Here is a 15,488-nt window from a genome sequence, read left to right as displayed (position 1 = left end):
CACGAGTAGATCGGCAGGGAGAGGAACTCCGACCATGGAGGTTGCCTCGGCAGGTGCGGGGGGAGTCTCGTTGCCAGCGGTGGTGCCCTCGGGTGTTGGGTTCTCGCTCATGCACGTCGCCCTTCTCGGCGAGCGTGCGCCACCCTCTGCACCTCGGCAAGCCCCTTGCTGTCGCCCTCCGCACTCCCCATGATCTCGGGATCTGAGGGGTAGAGGGCCGCCCAGTCGGGCTGCTCTGATGACGGCGAAGGCACCGGCACCTGGGGGCTCTCAGTACTCGGTGTCATCTCGCTACCGCCTCAGCTCCGGATGACGTCGACCATACCGCCGACGACGACTACGGCAGCGGCGGCGAGGAGAAGAAGGGCCGCCAGCCGTAGTCGGCGCGCCTTCTGCACCAAGTGCTCCTCATCCTTCGCGTGGAGGTCGATCCGTGTGTTGAGGAGAACCAGACGGGTGAACGCGGCCCGCTGCGTCAGGTAGCGATCCCTGAGCTTGTCTGGCCGGATGCCCTTGTCGACCCGGGGCCACAGGGCGCCGACAGCCACTGCTCCCGTGCTGATGGCCACGCCTTGGGCAAGGAGGCCGGCCACGCCGGCCTGGGCGCTCACGAGTGCGACCAGCACGCCTGCGCCGCTGAGCAGGAGTCCCGCCTTTGTCTCGATGGAGGCGGCCCGAGCCCGGTAGGAGTCTTCCTCCCGTGTGAGGGCGGACTCGATGACGTCGAGGGAGGGTGTGCGAGACGGGTCCAGTTGAGGTGACGTCACGGACGACCGCCGAAGGCGTGGGGATGTCGATCAACGGCGATCGGCTGGTGACCAACGGCATCCACGGCCGCGAGGCTGACGACGGGGTCCGACGTTCCAGCCTGCCGCTCCCACCCACCACGGGCGGGCAGCAGCACTGGCTGGCAGACCGCCGGGCCGGCCGGGCTGGGCGCCGAGGTCTCTCAGGCAAGCGACCCTGGGGGCAGGTTCACCACGACTGCCTCCTGGCTGCTGCGCGCCAGGACGACGACCGCCTCCTCGTCGCCGGGGTTCTCCTCGCGGTGCGGGGTCCAGGGCGGCACGAAGACGTAGTCGCCCGGCTCGGGGGTCAGCCGGACCTCCTCGCCGTCCCGGGCGAACACGAACACCGGCCGGCCGGAGACCACGTAGATGCCGGTCTCGGAGTCGCCGTGGTGGTGGTTGGCCGAGGCGGTGCCGGGCGCGACGTGCGCCTCGCCCATCCAGACCTTCTCCGCCCCGACGCTCTTCCCGGACACCGCCTCCCGCCGGGTCATGCCGCTGCTCTGGCCGGTGTCGGTCGAGAGCTCCGCCGCGCGGACGTGCCGTAGCGGCGCGTGCCAGTGGTCGGTGCCGCCGGGGGTGGGGTCGGGTGCCATGGACGGACGCTAGCGCTGGTCGGCCGTGCACGGCAGGCGGGACCATCGGGAGATGCTGCGCAGGACGGTGGTGGGTGCGGCCGTCGTCGTCCTGCTGTGCACTCTCCTGGTGAGCCTGCTGTGGGCGTTCCAGCGCCGCCTGGTCTACCTGCCGGACGCCGGACCTCTCCCGCCGGCGGCGGAGGCGGTGCTGGGCGCGCGGGACGTCGTGCTCGAGACCGACGACGGCCTGCGGCTGGGCGCCTGGTTCGTCCCGGGCCGCACGCCGGACGCCCCTGGGGTGCTGGTCGCCAACGGCAACGGCGGCCACCGCGGCCTGCGGGCGCCGCTGGCGCGGGAGCTCGCCGACGAGGGGCTCGCTGTCCTGCTCTTCGACTACCGCGGCTACGCCGGCAACCCGGGCAGCCCCAGCGAGGCCGGGCTGGCGCTCGACGCGCGGGCGGCGCGGGAGTTCCTGCTCGGGGGCGGCGGGGTGCCGGCCGACCGGCTCGTCTACTTCGGGGAGAGCCTCGGCGCGGCCGTCGCCACCCGGCTGGCGGTGGAGCACCCGCCTGCCGGGCTCGTGCTCCGCTCGCCGTTCGTGGACCTGGCCGCGGTCGGGAGCGAGCACTACCCGTTCCTGCCGGTGCGGGCGCTGCTGCGGGACCGCTACCCGGTGGCCGAGCAGGTCCGCCGGATCGAGGTGCCCACCACGGTCGTGTACGGCGGCGCGGACTCGATCGTCCCGCCGGCGCAGAGCCGGGCGGTGGCCGACGCCGCCGCGGGCCTGCACCGGGTGGTGGAGGTCCCGGGTGCCGATCACAACGACCTCGTCCTGCTCGCGGGGGAGGAGGTGGTCGAGGCAGTCGTGGAGCTCGCCGAGCGGGCCGTCGCGCCGGAGGGCGACTGACGTGGGCGCGGCACGCTCCAGAGCGCGCGCCGGAGGTGGCCTCCGGCGGGTCAGTCCATGCGCCAGGTCGACAACGCCGACGCCGTGGGCGTGAAGAACCAGGCCAGCAGGATGACGCAGACGAGGAAGAGCACGACGAAGGCGGCCGCGACCGGCCGCGGAGCCCGCCGCGCTGCGGGCAGCGTGTGCCACTCCTGCACGACCGCCGCAGCGCTCGTCCCTCCGACGGCGAGGAGCGCGATCGGGGTCAGCGCCAGGGAGAGGTAGCCGCCCAGCTGCGCGAGGCCGCCGACGGTCCCCTGTGGCCACAGGTCCTTGGGGTCGTGGGCGCCGCTCGCCACCTCGGCCAGCGGCAGCGCGTCGAGGCCGTTGACGTAGTAGGGAATCAGCACGCCGGCCAGGTAGGGCGCCGCCGCGACCACGACGCACGCGGTCAGGACGGCGACCGACCGCCAGGACCTCGCGGGTGCGTCGACCGTCCGCAGGAGCGCCACGGCGGCAGCGTGTCAGGAGCCACCGGGGACCGGCAAGGGTCAGGTGCGACCCGGACGCCCGCGCCGCGGTCAGCGCGGGGTGATCGGGAGCGTGAGCCGGGTGCGGCCCTCCTCGGACCGCGCGGTGGCGATCCGTTCGGGCGACGGCGTGCCGTACTCGGTGGTCCGCTGGCGGGCGGGCCGGCCGATCGCGGCGGCCATCGCCTCCAGCTCGGCGATGGTCTTCAGCGAACCGTTCTCGCTGCCGGCCATCCGGCTGATCGTCTCCTCCATGAGCGTGCCGCCGAGGTCGTTGGCGCCGCCCTGCAGCACGGCCTTGGTGCCGGCGTCGGCGAGCTTCACCCACGAGGTCTGGATGTTCGGGATCCGGCCGTGCAGCAGCAGCCGGGCGACGGCGTGGATGGCCCGGTTCTCGCGGACCGTGGGCCCGGGGCGGGCGACGCCGGCCAGGTAGATCGGTGAGTTGTGGTGCACGAACGGCAGCAGCACGAACTCGCTGAACCCACCGGTGCGGTCCTGCAGTGCGGCGAGGGTGCGCAGGTGCCCGACCCAGTGCGCCGGGGTGTCGACGTGCCCGTACATCATCGTCGACGTCGTCGGCAGGCCGACCTCGTGCGCGGTGCCGATGATCTCCAGCCAGGTCGCCGTCGGCAGCTTGCCCTTGGTCAGCACCCAGCGGACGTCGTCGTCGAGGATCTCCGCCGCGGTGCCGGGGATCGAGTCGAGCCCCGCCTCCTTGAGCGCGGTCAGGAACTCCCGGAACGACAGCCCGGTGCGTGCGGCGCCGTTGACGATCTCCATGGGACTGAACGCGTGCAGGTGGATGCCCGGCTGGCGCTTCTTCACCTCGCGCGCCAGGTCGAGGTACGCGGTGCCGGGCAGGTCGGGGTGGATGCCGCCCTGCATGCAGATCTCGGTCGCGCCGGCGGCCCAGGCCTCGTCCACCCGGTCGCCGACCTGGCTCATCGAGAGCGTGTAGGCGTCGGCGTCGGTGCGCCGCTGGGCGAAGGCGCAGAACCGGCAGCCGGTGTAGCAGACGTTGGTGAAGTTGATGTTCCGGTTGACGACGTAGGTGACGTCGTCGCCGTTGACGTCCCGGCGCACGGAATCGGCGAGACCGCACAGCGCCTCGAGGTCGGCGCCGTCGGCGCCCAGCAGTGCCAGGTACTCGGCGTCGGAGAGCCCGGCCGGGTCCCGCTCGGCGTGCAGCAGCGCCGCCAGCACCTCGCGGTCACCGGCAGCCAGCGCGGTGGAGCGCCCGTCGCGGGCGCTCTCGGTGCGTGACCGCAACTCCGACCAGTCGCCGTAGACGGCGTCGAAGTCGCTGCGCCGGTCCGAGGTGCGCCCGACGGTGTCGACCTCGACGTGCAGGTCGACCCGGCCCGACGACGTCCACGACTCGTCGGGCTCCTGCCACGGCAGCCCGACCGGCAGGCGCCCCTCGACGGCCAGCCCGTCGGGCCCGGCGAGCGCGTCGATGTGCGGCCGCACCCGCGGGTCCAGCCACGGTTCGGGCTGCCGCACGTACGGCGGCTGGGCGGCCAGCCGCTCGCGCAGCGTGAAGCCGGCCTCGGCGGTGAGCGCCGCCAGCTTGTCGATGTTCGGCCACGGCCGCTCGGGGTTCACGTGGTCGGGCGTCAGCGGGGAGACGCCGCCCCAGTCGTCGACCCCGGCGCGCAGCAGCAGCCCGAGCTCGGTGGAGTCGGACAGGTTCGGCGGCGCCTGCACCCGTGCCTTCGGGCCGAGCAGCAGCCGGGTGACGGCGACGGCGGCGACGTACTCCTGCAGCTCCAGGTCGTCGTGGGCCTGCATCGCCGTCCGCGGCTTGGCCCGGAAGTTCTGGACGATGACCTCCTGCACGTGCCCGTGCCGCAGTGCTGCGGCCCGGATCTGCAGGACGGCGTCGACCCGCTCGGCGTAGTCCTCGCCGATGCCCAGCAGCACGCCGGTGGTGAACGGGACGGCGGAGCGCCCGGCGTCCTCCAGCACCCGGAGCCGGAGCGCGGGCTCCTTGTCGGGGCTGCCGAAGTGCGGGCCGCTCTTCTCCGACCACAGCCGCGTCGCCGTCGTCTCCAGCATCATCCCCATCGAGGCGGAGACGGGCTTCAGCCGCTGGATCTCCTCCCAGGTCAGCACGCCGGGGTTGAGGTGGGGGAGCAGCCCGGTCTCCTCCAGCACCCGGATCGCCATCGCCCGCAGGTAGCCCAGCGTCGAGTCGAAGCCATGCGCCTCCAGCCACTCGGCGGCGACCGGCCAACGGTCCTCGGGGCGGTCGCCGAGGGTGAACAGCGCCTCCTTGCAGCCCAGCGCGGCGCCGTCGCGGGCGATCCGCAGCACCTCGTCGGGGGAGAGGTAGGGCGCCTTCCCCTCGGCGCGCAGCTGCCCCGGGGTGGTCACGAACGTGCAGTAGTGGCAGCGGTCGCGGCACAGGTGGGTGAGCGGGATGAACACCTTGCGGCTGTAGGTGACGACGCCCGGTCGCCCGGCGCTGGTCAGGCCCGCGTCGCGGACCCGGGCCGCGGCGGTGAGCAGTCGGTCCAGCGGGTCGCCCTCGGCCAGCCCGCGGGCGTGCAGCAGGGTCTCGGCCTCGACGGCGTCGAGGGCCACCCCGCGCTCGGCGCGCACCAGGGCACGGCGAAGGGCGGACTCGGACGGTGCGGGGAGCGCAGTCATAGCGCCTCCGACGCTAGCCCGCGCAGCTGACGGGCGGGCTGCCCGCCCCGTCGGAACCGCCCGTAGGTGTGCGCTGATGCGCACATCCAGGTCCCGAACTGCGCACCGGCGCACGACGTCCGGTGCTCGACCGGCGGGCGGGACGTCAGACGTCGCGGCGCTGGAAGGACAGGGCGGTCAGGCCGAGGATCACGGCGACCCACACCACGGCCCAGGCCAGGTACGCAGGGCTCAGCGGGGCATCGGCGAGGAAGGGGAAGCCGCCCTCCGGGCCCATCTGGATCAGCGCACCCGGGTCCTGGAAGGCGTTCATGGCGCCGCGCCACAGGCCGTCGGTGGGCAGGAGCACCCGCGACACGCTGCCCACCCGCTCGACGCCCTCGTTGCCCAGCGCCCCGCCGATGCCCCCGACCACGCCGGCGACCCACGTGGCGCCGAAGAGGCCGACCGCGACGATGCCCGACGCCATCGGCGAGATGACGCTGGAGAGCAGCAGCGCCAGGGTGAGGAGCACGATCGTCTCGGCCCCCAGCAGGGCCAGTCCCGCGGCTGGGGACGGCGGCCAGTAGCCGACCACCGCCCGCACGACGAGCAACTGCGCCAGGCCGGCCAGCACCACGTACCCGCAGCCGAAGGTGAGCAGGCCCAGCCACTTGCCCAGCAGCACCGAGGACCGGCGGACCGGCCGGGCGAGCACCGCCAGCGCCTGCCCCGACTCGACCTCACCGGCGAGCGTCGGGCCGGCGAGGAAGGCGGTGCCGATCGCCGCGATCAGGCTGAAGCCGAACATGATCAGGTTGATCAGCATCGAGGCCACGAGGCGGGCCTCGCCGCTGGTCAGCGTGCCGAGCTCGGTGTCCAGGCCGATCAGCCGGGAGAACCCCCAGCCGCTGAGCGCGAGCAGCGCCACGGTCAGGATCAGCAACGCCCAGACCACCTTGCGCCGGAACGCCTCGCGCAGGGTGAGCCCCGCGACGGTCAGGACGATCACGTGTTCTCCTCGCCGGCGCTGGTCGTCCACGTGACCGGCGATGCTGCGCCCGTGCGCGACCTCGCGAGCTCGGTCACGGTGCCGGCTCGTCGTGGCGCAGCACGGCGAGCAGCCGTTCCTCCAGGCTGATCCGCACCGGTTCGACGGCGTGCACGCGGACCCCGAGGCCGACCAGGTCGCGCACCAGGTCGGGCACGGTGACGCCGTCGTCCTCGGCGGCCAGGGCGACGGTGAACCAGTCGCCGCTGCGGGTCAGCGTGCCGGTCACGCGCAGCCGCTCCTCGACCCGCGGGGCCACGTCGCCCAGCCGCAGCCGCACCTCGTGCTGGCCGAGCAGCTCGGCGAGGGTGCCCGAGGCCGCCACCCGGCCCCGGTCGAGGATGACCACCCGGTCGCACACCCGCTCGACCTCGCCGATCAGGTGCGAGTTCAGCAGCACGGCGACGCCGCGGGCCCGCAGCGAGAGCACGATGTCGCGGACGTCCACCCGGCCCAGCGGGTCCAGCGCGCTGGTCGGCTCGTCGAGGACAACGAGTTCGGGCCGGGCGACCAGGGCGACGGCGAGCCCGAGCCGCTGCTGCATCCCCTTGGAGAAGCCGCCGACCCGGTCGCCGGTCCGCTCCGCCAGGCCCACCAGCGCCAGGCACTCCCGGCGCTCCTCGGCGGGGACGTCGACCCGGGAAAGCTTCACGTGCAGGTCCAGCACCTCGGCCGCAGTCAGCCACGGCTGGTAGCGGAACAGCTCGGGGAGGTACCCGACGGCGCTGCGCGAGCGGGGGTCCGACGACGGGCGGCCGAGCAGCAGCACCTCGCCGGCGTCGGGCCGCACGAGGCCGAGCAGCATCTTGATGACGCTGGTCTTCCCGGCGCCGTTGGGCCCGAGCAGGCCGACGACCTCGCCGCGGCCGACGGTGAAGGAGACGTCGTCGACGGCGGTCCGGCGTCCGTACCGCTTGCGCAGCCCGGAGCACCAGACCGCCGGGGACGGCGGCAGGCCGTCGAGCGCACCGCCCGCCGTCCCCACCGCCGTCGTGCCGGTTGCCATGCCCCGGACCGTAGCGGCGTCAGCCGAGCCCACGGGCGACCGACAGCAGCTCGTCGGCGCTGAGCGACCCGGCGACCCCGGTCATCACGCCGTCCTCCACCCACACCACGCCGGCGAAGAGCCCGTTGCGGGAGGTGAGCACGGTCGCCTCCGAGCCGTCGACGTCGGCCGTGGAGCTGGTGACCATCTCCGCGGGCACCGGCAGCGGCAGGGTCGCGGCGTCGGTGGAGAGGTCGCGCAGCTGGTCGGCGAGCCCGTCGGGGAGCCCGGGCAGCGAGAGCAGGTAGTCGCGGACCGTCTCGAAGGGCACGCCCGAGGAGAAGACCTGGGGCGCCCCCACCCGGGCGACGACGAGGGTCGGCACGCCGGTGGGCTGCGACCACATCGCGGCCACCCCGGGCCCGGCCTGGAACCGGAGGGTGCTCCCGTCGATCCCGGGGGGCGGGGGCAGCAGGACCTCGCCCTCGGCCGCGGCGGCCTGCGCGGCCTTGTCGGCGGAGAAGGTGAAGGTGGCGCCCACCACGCCGGCGACCTGGTAGGCCGGATCGCCGGTCACGCCCTCGGGCAGCTCGGCGACCTCCGGGACGTCCAGCCCGGTGCGCTCCCGCGCGGTGGCGGCGTCGGGCACCTGCTCCGGGTCGGGCTGCTGGGTGATCTGCAGGTCGCCGTAGGCGGAGAGGTCGGGCACCTGCACCAGGTCGGTGGCGGTGACCTCGACCGGGTCGACCCGCTCGGTCTGGAAGATCGGCAGCCAGTCGTTGGCGGCCGCGACCCCGGCGCCGGTCAGCAGCGCGACCGCGCCGAGCGCGGCCACCGCGGGCCGGCGGGCGGCGGCGCCCCAGCGCCTCCGCGTCGCGGCGCGCGCCGGGCGGGATGCGGGAACGGTCGAGGACCCGGCGGCGGAGAACCGGGCCCAGGCGGCGTCGGTGTCCACGGCGCCCGGCCCGCCGAGCGCCGCCCCCACGAGCTGAGCGTCGGCCCGGGCGTCGTCGAGCGCGCGCAGGCAGACCGGGCAGCCGGAGACGTGGGTGCGGTCGGCGTCGGAGACCCCGGCCGGCTCGTCGACCAGCCGGCGCAGGACGCCCTCATTCGGGTGAGGCATGACGGTTCAGCTCCTCGCGAAGTGCGGATTCGGCGCGGCGGACGGTGGTGCCGACGCTGCCGGGTGACAGATCGAGCGCGGTGGCGACCTCGGCGTAGCTCAGCCCGCTGTGGCGCAGCACCAGCGCGGTCGCCTGCTTGCGGGGCAGCCGGGCGAGGGCCGCCCGGACGCGGCTGCGGTCCTCGAGGGTCAGCACGGTGTCGGCCACGTCGGGGGTGACGGCCTCGGCCGTGGCGGCCACCGTCTCCTCCCGGGAGGTGCGGCGGCGACCGGAGCGGATCAGGTTGAGCGCGGTGTGCGCCGCGGCGACCGACAGCCAGCCGCCGGCCTCGGCGGCGGGCACCGCCGAGCGGCCGAAGGACAGGAAGACCTCCTGGGCGACGTCCTCGGCCTGGTCGCGGGAGCCCAGCACCCGGGCGGCCACGCCGACGACCCGCTGGTACTCCCGGCGGAAGACCTCCTCGAGGTCGGGCCGCACCGCACCGCGGGTCGCTGCTGCCGGCACGCCGCCCGTCCCTCCGACCCGGCGCACCGCACCGGGGAATGTCAGGACGGCCGCCGGTGCCGGCCGTCCGTGCCGTACGAGGTCCATGCCGGTGTAGCACCGCCGGGCCCGCGGATGTGACACGCGGCCCGCGGCGGGCTGCTCAGCCGCGGCCGGCCGCCCCGCCCGCCTCGTCGACGAACCGGCCGCGCAGCCGCAGCAGCGGCCGGGCGCCGGGGTTCAGCACCGGCACGTCCTCCACCGCCAGCAGCGCGAGCACGTGGTCGCCGGCCTCGACCAGCCGCTCCAGCCGGCAGTCGAGCGCGGCGAGCCCGGCGGAGAGCACGATCGCGCCGCTGCCCGGGGCACGCGTCCACGGCACCTGCTCCAGCAGGTGGCGGGCGCTGGGCCGGCCCGCGGAGGCGAACCGCGAGGCGACGATCGCGTGCTCGGCGGCGAGGACGGTCAGCGCGCCGGTCCCGACCTCCTCCAGGACCTCGGCCGGGTAGCCCTCCGCGGCCAGCCCGACGGCGACCAGCGGGGGCGAGGCGGAGACGCTCATGACCGAGCTGACCGTCGTCCCCACGTCGTCGATGTCGTCCCGGACGGTGAGCAGGCAGACGCCGGCGGCGTGCTGGGCCAGGGCGGTGGCGAACGCGGCGGGGTCGACCGGCATGGCGGCCAGTCGACCACACCCCCAGGATGGACCCCGTGAGCGGACAGGGGCGTGAGCATCGCAGCGAGGGACGAGCGAGGAGCGGAGCGCCCCGCGGGAGCGAGCAGGAGGACCCGACCGAAGCCGAGCGCACGTACGACGTCGTGGTCCTGGGAGCCGGTTCGACCGGGGAGAACGTCGCCGACGTCGTCGTGCGGGGCGGGCTGTCGGCGGTGCTGGTGGAGCCCGAGCTGGTGGGCGGGGAGTGCTCCTACTGGGCCTGCATGCCCAGCAAGACGCTGCTGCGGGGCACCGAGGTGCTCGCCGAGGCGCGGTCCGTGGACGGCGCGGCGCAGGCGGTCACCGGGGAGCAGGACGTGGCGGCCACCCTCGCCCGCCGCGACTCGTTCACCTCGCACTGGGACGACTTCGGCCAGGTCGAGTGGGTGCGCGGCGCCGGCATCGACCTGCTGCGCGGCGCCGGCCGGCTCGACGGCGAGCGCACCGTCGTCGTCACCGCCGAGGACGGGACGACGACCCGGCTGACCGCGCGGCACGCCGTCGCCGTCTGTACCGGGTCGCAGGCGGCGGTCCCGCCGGTCGACGGGCTGGCCGACGTCGACCCGTGGGGGCCGCGCGAGGCCACCAGCGCCAAGGAGGCGCCGGCCCGCCTGCTGGTCCTCGGCGGCGGCTACGTCGGCTGCGAGATGGCGACGGCCTGGCAGGCGCTGGGTTCGCAGGTGACGCTGCTGCAGCGCGGGGACCGGCTGCTGCCGGGGCTCGAGCCGCAGGCCGGGGACGCCGTCGCCGCGTCGCTGCGGGAGGCGGGCGTGGACGTGCGGCTGGGCACGGAGGTCACCGCCGCGCGCCGCGACGGCACCGAGGTGGTGCTGACGACGGCGGACGGCGAGGTGCGCGGCGACGAGGTGCTGGTCGCGACCGGCCGCTCCGCGCGCACCGGGGAGATCGGCGCGGAGACCGTGGGCCTGGAGCCGGGGGAGTACCTCTCCGTCGACGCGACGCTGCGGGTCGAGGGGTTCTCGTGGCTCTACGGGGTGGGCGACGTCAACGGGCGCCGCCAGCTCACCCACATGGGCAAGTACCAGGCCCGCCAGGCCGGCGCGGCCATCGTCGCGCGCGCCCGCGGCGAGGAGGTCGGCACCTCGCCGTGGTCGCCGTTCGTGGCCACCGCCGACGACGTCGCGACGCCCTCGGTCGTCTTCACCTCGCCGCAGGTCGCCAGCGTCGGGCGCACCGCCGCCGAGGCCGCGGAGGCCGGGCTGCCGCACCGCGTCGTGGAGTACCCGATCGGCAGCATCGCGGGCGCCGCCGTCTTCGCCGACGGCTACACCGGGACGGCGGTCGCGGTCGTGGACACCGAGCGCGAGGTGCTCCTCGGGGTGACCTTCGTCGGCCCCGCGGTCGCCGAGCTGCTGCACGCGGCGACGATCGCGGTCGTCGGCGAGGTGCCGATCGCGCGGCTGTGGCACGCAGTCCCGGCCTACCCGACGATCAGCGAGATCTGGCTGCGGCTGCTGGAGGCCTACCGCGGCTGAGCCGGGCGCTCACCCCCGCGACGGCGGCGCGGGGGGCCGTGCTGGAGTGAGCCGGTGCAGTTCGACCGATCCTCGCGTTCCCCTTGGCGCCGCTACATCGCCCTCGGCGACTCGTTCACCGAAGGGCTCAGCGACCCCGATCCCGAGCGCGCCGGCGAGTTCCGCGGCTGGGCCGACCGGCTGGCCGAGCACCTCGCGGCCGCCGCGTCCGGTGCCGACGTCGAGTACGCGAACCTGGCGATCCGGGGCCGGTTGCTGGCCCAGGTGCTCGCCGAGCAGGTGCCGGTGGCCCTCGACGCGAAGCCGGACCTGGTCAGCCTGGTCGCCGGCGGCAACGACCTGATGCGCCCGGGCGCCGACCCCGACGAGCTGGCCGCGCAGCTGGAGTCCGCCGTCGTCCGCTTCCGCGCCGCGGGTGCCGACGTGCTGCTGGCCACGACCGCCGACACCCGGAACACGCCGATCCTGCGCCGGCTGCGCGGCCGGATCGCCGTCTTCGACGCCAACCTGTGGTCGATCGCCGCGCGGCACGGCGCCGCCGTCCTGGACCAGTGGGGCGCGGCGTGGCTCCAGGACTTCCGGCTCTGGGACTCCGACCGCATCCACCTCACCCGCGAGGGGCACCGCCGGATGGCGCTGGCCGCCGCCGCGGCGCTCGGGCTGCCGGGCGCCGACGGTGAGGACTGGCGCACCCCGCTGCCACCGCAGCTGCCCCGCGAGCTGCGGGCGGCGTTGGCCGAGGAGGCCGCCTGGGTGCGCGGCTTCGTGGCGCCCTGGATCGGCCGGCGGCTGCGCGGGCGCTCCTCCGGCGACGGCCGGGCGGCCAAGCGCCCCGTTCCGTTGGCACTGCCCCGCGGGTGACTTGCTGGTGACGCGCTGGAACGGTCCCGTCGTTCAGTCGTCGTCGGGGTCGGCGAGCTCGTCGAAGAGCGTCCGGGCGGACAGCCGGCCGGTGTCGGTGACATCGTGCCCCGCGGGGGTCGACGGCGGCCGCTGGCGGGGGAGCTCGGGTGCGGGCGCGGGCGGCTCGGGCAGCAGCTCGCCGGCGACGTCCTCGGCGGGGGCCTCGGTGACCTCGCCGATGAGCACCTCCGCCGGGCTGGGCAAGGGCGCCGGTCGGCCGAAGGCGTAGCCCTGCGCCATGGCGCACCCGTGGTCGAGCAGCCAGGCGGCCTGGTCGAGGTCCTCGATGCCCTCGGCGATCACCTGCAGGCCCATGCCGCGGCCGAGCTGCAGGAGGCCGTGCACCAGCGCGGCGGTCGAGGGCTGGGTGACGACGTCGGCGACGAAGGACCGGTCGATCTTCACAGTGTGGATGGGCAGCCGGTGCAGCGCGGTGATCGCGGAGTAGCCGGTGCCGAAGTCGTCCAGCGCGAGCGTGACGCCCTGGTCGGTGACGACGGCGACCGAGTGCAGCGTGGCCTCGGCGGCGAACAGCGCCGTCGACTCGGTGATCTCCAGCTCCAGCCGGTGCGGCGGCAGCCCGGACTCCTCCAGGGCGGCCGCGACCAGCTCGCTGAAGCCGTCCTCGGCCAGGTGGCGGGCGGAGATGTTGACGTGCACCCGCAGGTCGTCGGCCCAGGTGGCGGCGTCCAGGCAGGCGCGCCGCAGCACCCAGGCGCCGAGCTTCGAGGTGAGCCGGTTGTTCTCGGCGACGTCCAGGAAGACGCCGGGCGGCAGCAGGCCGCGGGTGGGGTGCTGCCAGCGGATGAGCGCCTCGTACCCGAGCAGCGTCTCGTCGGCCAGGTGCACGATCGGCTGGTAGAAGAGCCGCAGCTCGTCGTTGTCGAGCGCGTGCCGGAGCTCGGTCTCCAGCTGCAGGGCGTCCACGTCGCTGCGCGACAGCGCCCCCTCGTGCACCTCGATGCGGGCGCGCTGGCCGTCGGCCTTGGCCTTGGTCAGCGCGCTCTGCGCCTGGCGCAGCAGGTCGTCGGGGGTCATGTCGGCGCCGAGCGTGAGGCCCACGCTGGCGGAGAGGGTGATCTCCCGGCCGTTCACCACGAACGGCTCGTCGAGCACGCTCAGCAGGCGGTCGGCCAGCGCGCGCAGCCCGTCGAGGTCCTCGACGTCCTCGGCGACCACCAGGAACTCGTCGGCGCCCAGGCGCACCGCGGTGTCCTCGACCCGGGTGCTCCACCGGAGCCGGTCGGCGAACTGGCTGAGCAGCAGGTCGCCGGCCTCGTGGCCCAGCGCGTCGTTGACCGCCTGGAAGCGGTCGATGTTCAGGTGCACCAGGCCGACCTGCAGGCCGCGGCGGCGGGAGAGCGCGACGGCGTGGCGCAGCCGGTCGGTGAGGGCGCGGCGGTTGGGCAGCCCGGTGAGCGGGTCCATGAACGCGCGGCGGACGGCGTCCTCCTCCGCGCGGCGGCGGTCGGTGACGTCGACCAGCGAGAGGACGACGAACTGCGGCGTCCCGTTGTTCTGCCGCACCACCTCGTGGGACTGGACCACCCACAGCTCGGTGCCGTCCGAGCGGCGCAGCCGGCGCTCGCCGTCGAGCAGCAGGTTCGGGTCCAGCGGGGGCTCGCCCGGCGCCGGCTGCAGCCCGAGGTCGCCCACCGGCGGGTCGTCGGGGTGGGCCAGCAGGTCGACGTGCCGGCCGGCGAGGCCCTCGGCGGTGCGGCCGGTGAGGGCGCACATCCGCGGGTTGGCGACCAGCACGTGACCGTCGAGGTCGACGAGGGCCTTGGCGATCGGCGCGTCGAGGAACAGGGCCTGGAACAGCTGGCCCCGGTCGGCGAGCAGCGTGTCGATCGCCCGCAAGCGCTGCCCGGCGCCACCGCCGGGCGTGCCCGGGGAGCGGGGCATCTCGGGTGCGGGGAGGCTCACCGGGACAGCGTCACGCATCGCAGGCGAGAAGTGACGGAACCCGTTCACGGAGAGTCGTGATCGCCCCGTCACACTCCGTCGCAGCAGGTCACATGCGTCCCACGGGTCGCGCCCGCGCCGGGGACCTGCCATGCGCCGTGGGAATCGGGGCCGCCCTCGTCGCGCTCCTGCAGCAGACATCGACGAAAGGACCAGGCGTGGACAAGCGGATCGGGTTCCTGTCCTTCGGCCACTGGCAGCCCATCCCCGGCTCGCTGGTGCGCACCGGGCGGGACGCCCTCGTGCAGAGCGTGGAGCTGGCGGAGGCCGCCGAGGAGATGGGGCTGGACGGCGCCTACGTGCGGGTGCACCACTTCGCCCGGCAGCTGGCCTCCCCGTTCCCGCTGCTGGCCGCGATGGCGGCCCGCACGCGGCGGATCGAGCTGGGCACCGGCGTCATCGACATGCGCTACGAGAACCCGCTGTACATGGCCGAGGAGGCGGCGACGACCGACCTGCTCGCCGACGGCCGGCTGCAGCTGGGCGTGAGCCGGGGCTCGCCGGAGACGGCGCTGCGCGGCTCCGAGGCGTTCGGCTACCTGCCCGGCGAAGGCAGTACGGACGCCGACCTGGCGCGGCAGAAGACCGCGCTGTTCCTGGCCGCGATCTCCGGGCAGCCGGTGGTCGACGCCGACCCGCGGATGACCGGGGGCGCGACCGGCAAGCTGGCGGTCCAGCCGCAGTCGCCGGGGCTGGCCGACCGCATCTGGTGGGGATCGGGCACCCGGGCGACGGCGGAGTGGACCGCGCGGCAGGGGCTGAACCTGATGAGCTCCACGCTGCTGGTCGAGGACACCGGCGTGCCCTTCGACGAGCTGCAGGCCGAGCAGATCGCCCGCTACCGCGCCGCCTGGGCCGACGCCGGCTGGGAGCGCGAGCCGCGGGTGTCGGTGAGCCGCAGCGTGCTGCCGATCACCACGGACCAGGACCGGCAGTACTTCGGCGGCGGCCGGGACGGCGAGGATCAGGTCGGCATCCTCGAGGGGGTGCGGGCGCGGTTCGGGAAGAGCTACACCGGTGAGCCCGACGCGCTCGCCGAGGCGTTGGCCAAGGACGCCGCCGTCCGCGAGGCCGACAGCCTGCTGCTCACGGTGCCCAACATGTTGGGCGTCGAGTACAACGCCCGGCTGCTGCGGACGATCGTCGAGCACGTCGCGCCCGCGATCGGCTGGGTGTACCCGGACCGCCGCGCCTGACCGACCCCGGGCATAGGAAGCTTTACCTGCGCTTTGCGGCCCGGATCCGCAGGTAAAGCTTCCTATGCCTCATCGAGGGCGGGCGCTCCAGCGCAGGTCGGGCAGCGGCGCGGCCGGCGTTCACCCGCCCGGCGGAACCCGATGCGCCAGG

At 74.9% G+C, this 15,488-nt stretch carries 14 protein-coding genes; 4 read left to right on the top strand and 10 right to left on the bottom strand.

The genetic code is table 11. The features are described 5' to 3' along the window. Window positions 1-299 precede the first annotated feature (299 nt). Both QOZ88_RS05550 and QOZ88_RS05545 read right to left on the bottom strand, forming a co-directional pair. Window positions 300-626 carry a hypothetical protein gene (locus QOZ88_RS05550; protein WP_305998800.1) on the bottom strand — a complete coding sequence of 109 codons (327 nt, stop codon included), beginning with the start codon at window positions 624-626 and terminating at the stop codon, window positions 300-302. A gap of 323 nt (window positions 627-949) precedes the next feature. Beyond that, window positions 950-1,384 (bottom strand): cupin domain-containing protein, encoded by a 435-nt coding sequence (locus QOZ88_RS05545; protein ID WP_305998799.1) that lies wholly within the window; start codon window positions 1,382-1,384, stop codon window positions 950-952. Between the two features lie 52 nt (window positions 1,385-1,436). Between QOZ88_RS05545 and QOZ88_RS05540 the strand changes: the two genes are divergently transcribed. Continuing rightward, a complete protein-coding gene (locus tag QOZ88_RS05540; RefSeq protein ID WP_305998798.1) occupies window positions 1,437-2,273 on the top strand; it encodes an alpha/beta hydrolase in 837 nt (278 codons plus the stop codon). 50 nt (window positions 2,274-2,323) lie between these two features. Here QOZ88_RS05540 and QOZ88_RS05535 read toward each other — a convergent pair whose 3' ends face one another. The 7 genes from QOZ88_RS05535 to QOZ88_RS05505 all read right to left on the bottom strand — a co-directional run bounded on the left by QOZ88_RS05535 (window position 2,324) and on the right by QOZ88_RS05505 (window position 9,738). Next, window positions 2,324-2,767, bottom strand: a complete 444-nt coding sequence (locus tag QOZ88_RS05535; protein ID WP_305998797.1) for a hypothetical protein — start codon at window positions 2,765-2,767, stop codon at window positions 2,324-2,326. Between the two features lie 69 nt (window positions 2,768-2,836). Beyond that, a complete protein-coding gene (locus tag QOZ88_RS05530; RefSeq protein ID WP_305998796.1) occupies window positions 2,837-5,440 on the bottom strand; it encodes a bifunctional FO biosynthesis protein CofGH in 2,604 nt (867 codons plus the stop codon). 145 nt (window positions 5,441-5,585) lie between these two features. Further along, window positions 5,586-6,431, bottom strand: a complete 846-nt coding sequence (locus tag QOZ88_RS05525) for an ABC transporter permease (protein WP_305998795.1) — start codon at window positions 6,429-6,431, stop codon at window positions 5,586-5,588. A gap of 73 nt (window positions 6,432-6,504) precedes the next feature. Next, window positions 6,505-7,476, bottom strand: a complete 972-nt coding sequence (locus QOZ88_RS05520; RefSeq protein ID WP_305998794.1) for an ABC transporter ATP-binding protein — start codon at window positions 7,474-7,476, stop codon at window positions 6,505-6,507. A 19-nt stretch (window positions 7,477-7,495) separates the two neighbouring features. Next, window positions 7,496-8,578: a hypothetical protein gene (locus QOZ88_RS05515; RefSeq protein ID WP_305998793.1), complete on the bottom strand. Its 1,083-nt coding sequence runs from the start codon at window positions 8,576-8,578 to the stop codon at window positions 7,496-7,498. Beyond that, on the bottom strand, window positions 8,562-9,083 hold the full coding sequence (locus QOZ88_RS05510; RefSeq protein WP_305998792.1) for a sigma-70 family RNA polymerase sigma factor: 522 nt from the start codon (window positions 9,081-9,083) through the stop codon (window positions 8,562-8,564). The genes QOZ88_RS05515 and QOZ88_RS05510 overlap by 17 nt, the downstream gene beginning before the upstream one ends. A gap of 142 nt (window positions 9,084-9,225) precedes the next feature. After that, window positions 9,226-9,738: a flavin reductase family protein gene (locus QOZ88_RS05505; protein ID WP_305998791.1), complete on the bottom strand. Its 513-nt coding sequence runs from the start codon at window positions 9,736-9,738 to the stop codon at window positions 9,226-9,228. Between the two features lie 35 nt (window positions 9,739-9,773). On the opposite strand from QOZ88_RS05505, the gene QOZ88_RS05500 reads away from it, so the two are divergent. Both QOZ88_RS05500 and QOZ88_RS05495 read left to right on the top strand, forming a co-directional pair. Beyond that, entirely contained in the window at window positions 9,774-11,273 is a 1,500-nt protein-coding gene (locus QOZ88_RS05500; protein WP_305998790.1) for a dihydrolipoyl dehydrogenase family protein, read from the top strand. 54 nt (window positions 11,274-11,327) lie between these two features. Continuing rightward, window positions 11,328-12,134, top strand: coding sequence for an SGNH/GDSL hydrolase family protein (locus QOZ88_RS05495; protein WP_305998789.1), 807 nt, complete (start codon window positions 11,328-11,330; stop codon window positions 12,132-12,134). A 33-nt stretch (window positions 12,135-12,167) separates the two neighbouring features. On the opposite strand, the gene QOZ88_RS05490 is transcribed toward QOZ88_RS05495, so the two are convergent. Further along, window positions 12,168-14,102 carry a putative bifunctional diguanylate cyclase/phosphodiesterase gene (locus QOZ88_RS05490; RefSeq protein WP_305998788.1) on the bottom strand — a complete coding sequence of 645 codons (1,935 nt, stop codon included), beginning with the start codon at window positions 14,100-14,102 and terminating at the stop codon, window positions 12,168-12,170. A gap of 197 nt (window positions 14,103-14,299) precedes the next feature. On the opposite strand from QOZ88_RS05490, the gene QOZ88_RS05485 reads away from it, so the two are divergent. Continuing rightward, window positions 14,300-15,337 (top strand): LLM class flavin-dependent oxidoreductase, encoded by a 1,038-nt coding sequence (locus tag QOZ88_RS05485; RefSeq protein ID WP_305998787.1) that lies wholly within the window; start codon window positions 14,300-14,302, stop codon window positions 15,335-15,337. Window positions 15,338-15,488: the final 151 nt, after the last annotated feature.

Origin of the sequence: Blastococcus carthaginiensis, from assembly GCF_030731085.1 — a bacterium.
In the GTDB taxonomy this organism is placed as follows: Bacteria; Actinomycetota; Actinomycetes; order Mycobacteriales; family Geodermatophilaceae; genus Blastococcus; species Blastococcus carthaginiensis.
The sequence above is the reverse complement of the archived record's forward strand: the minus strand, read 5'-3'. Positions and strand labels throughout refer to the sequence as shown.

What these genes read in the sequence shown, in the direction of transcription:
- QOZ88_RS05545 (WP_305998799.1), bottom strand. Translation starts at nt 1,384, where the DNA reads ATGGCACCCGACCCCACCCCCGGCGGCACCGACCACTGGCACGCGCCG.
- QOZ88_RS05540 (WP_305998798.1), top strand. Translation starts at nt 1,437, where the DNA reads ATGCTGCGCAGGACGGTGGTGGGTGCGGCCGTCGTCGTCCTGCTGTGC.
- QOZ88_RS05530 (WP_305998796.1), bottom strand. Translation starts at nt 5,440, where the DNA reads ATGACTGCGCTCCCCGCACCGTCCGAGTCCGCCCTTCGCCGTGCCCTG.
- QOZ88_RS05520 (WP_305998794.1), bottom strand. Translation starts at nt 7,476, where the DNA reads ATGGCAACCGGCACGACGGCGGTGGGGACGGCGGGCGGTGCGCTCGAC.
- QOZ88_RS05515 (WP_305998793.1), bottom strand. Translation starts at nt 8,578, where the DNA reads ATGCCTCACCCGAATGAGGGCGTCCTGCGCCGGCTGGTCGACGAGCCG.
- QOZ88_RS05505 (WP_305998791.1), bottom strand. Translation starts at nt 9,738, where the DNA reads ATGCCGGTCGACCCCGCCGCGTTCGCCACCGCCCTGGCCCAGCACGCC.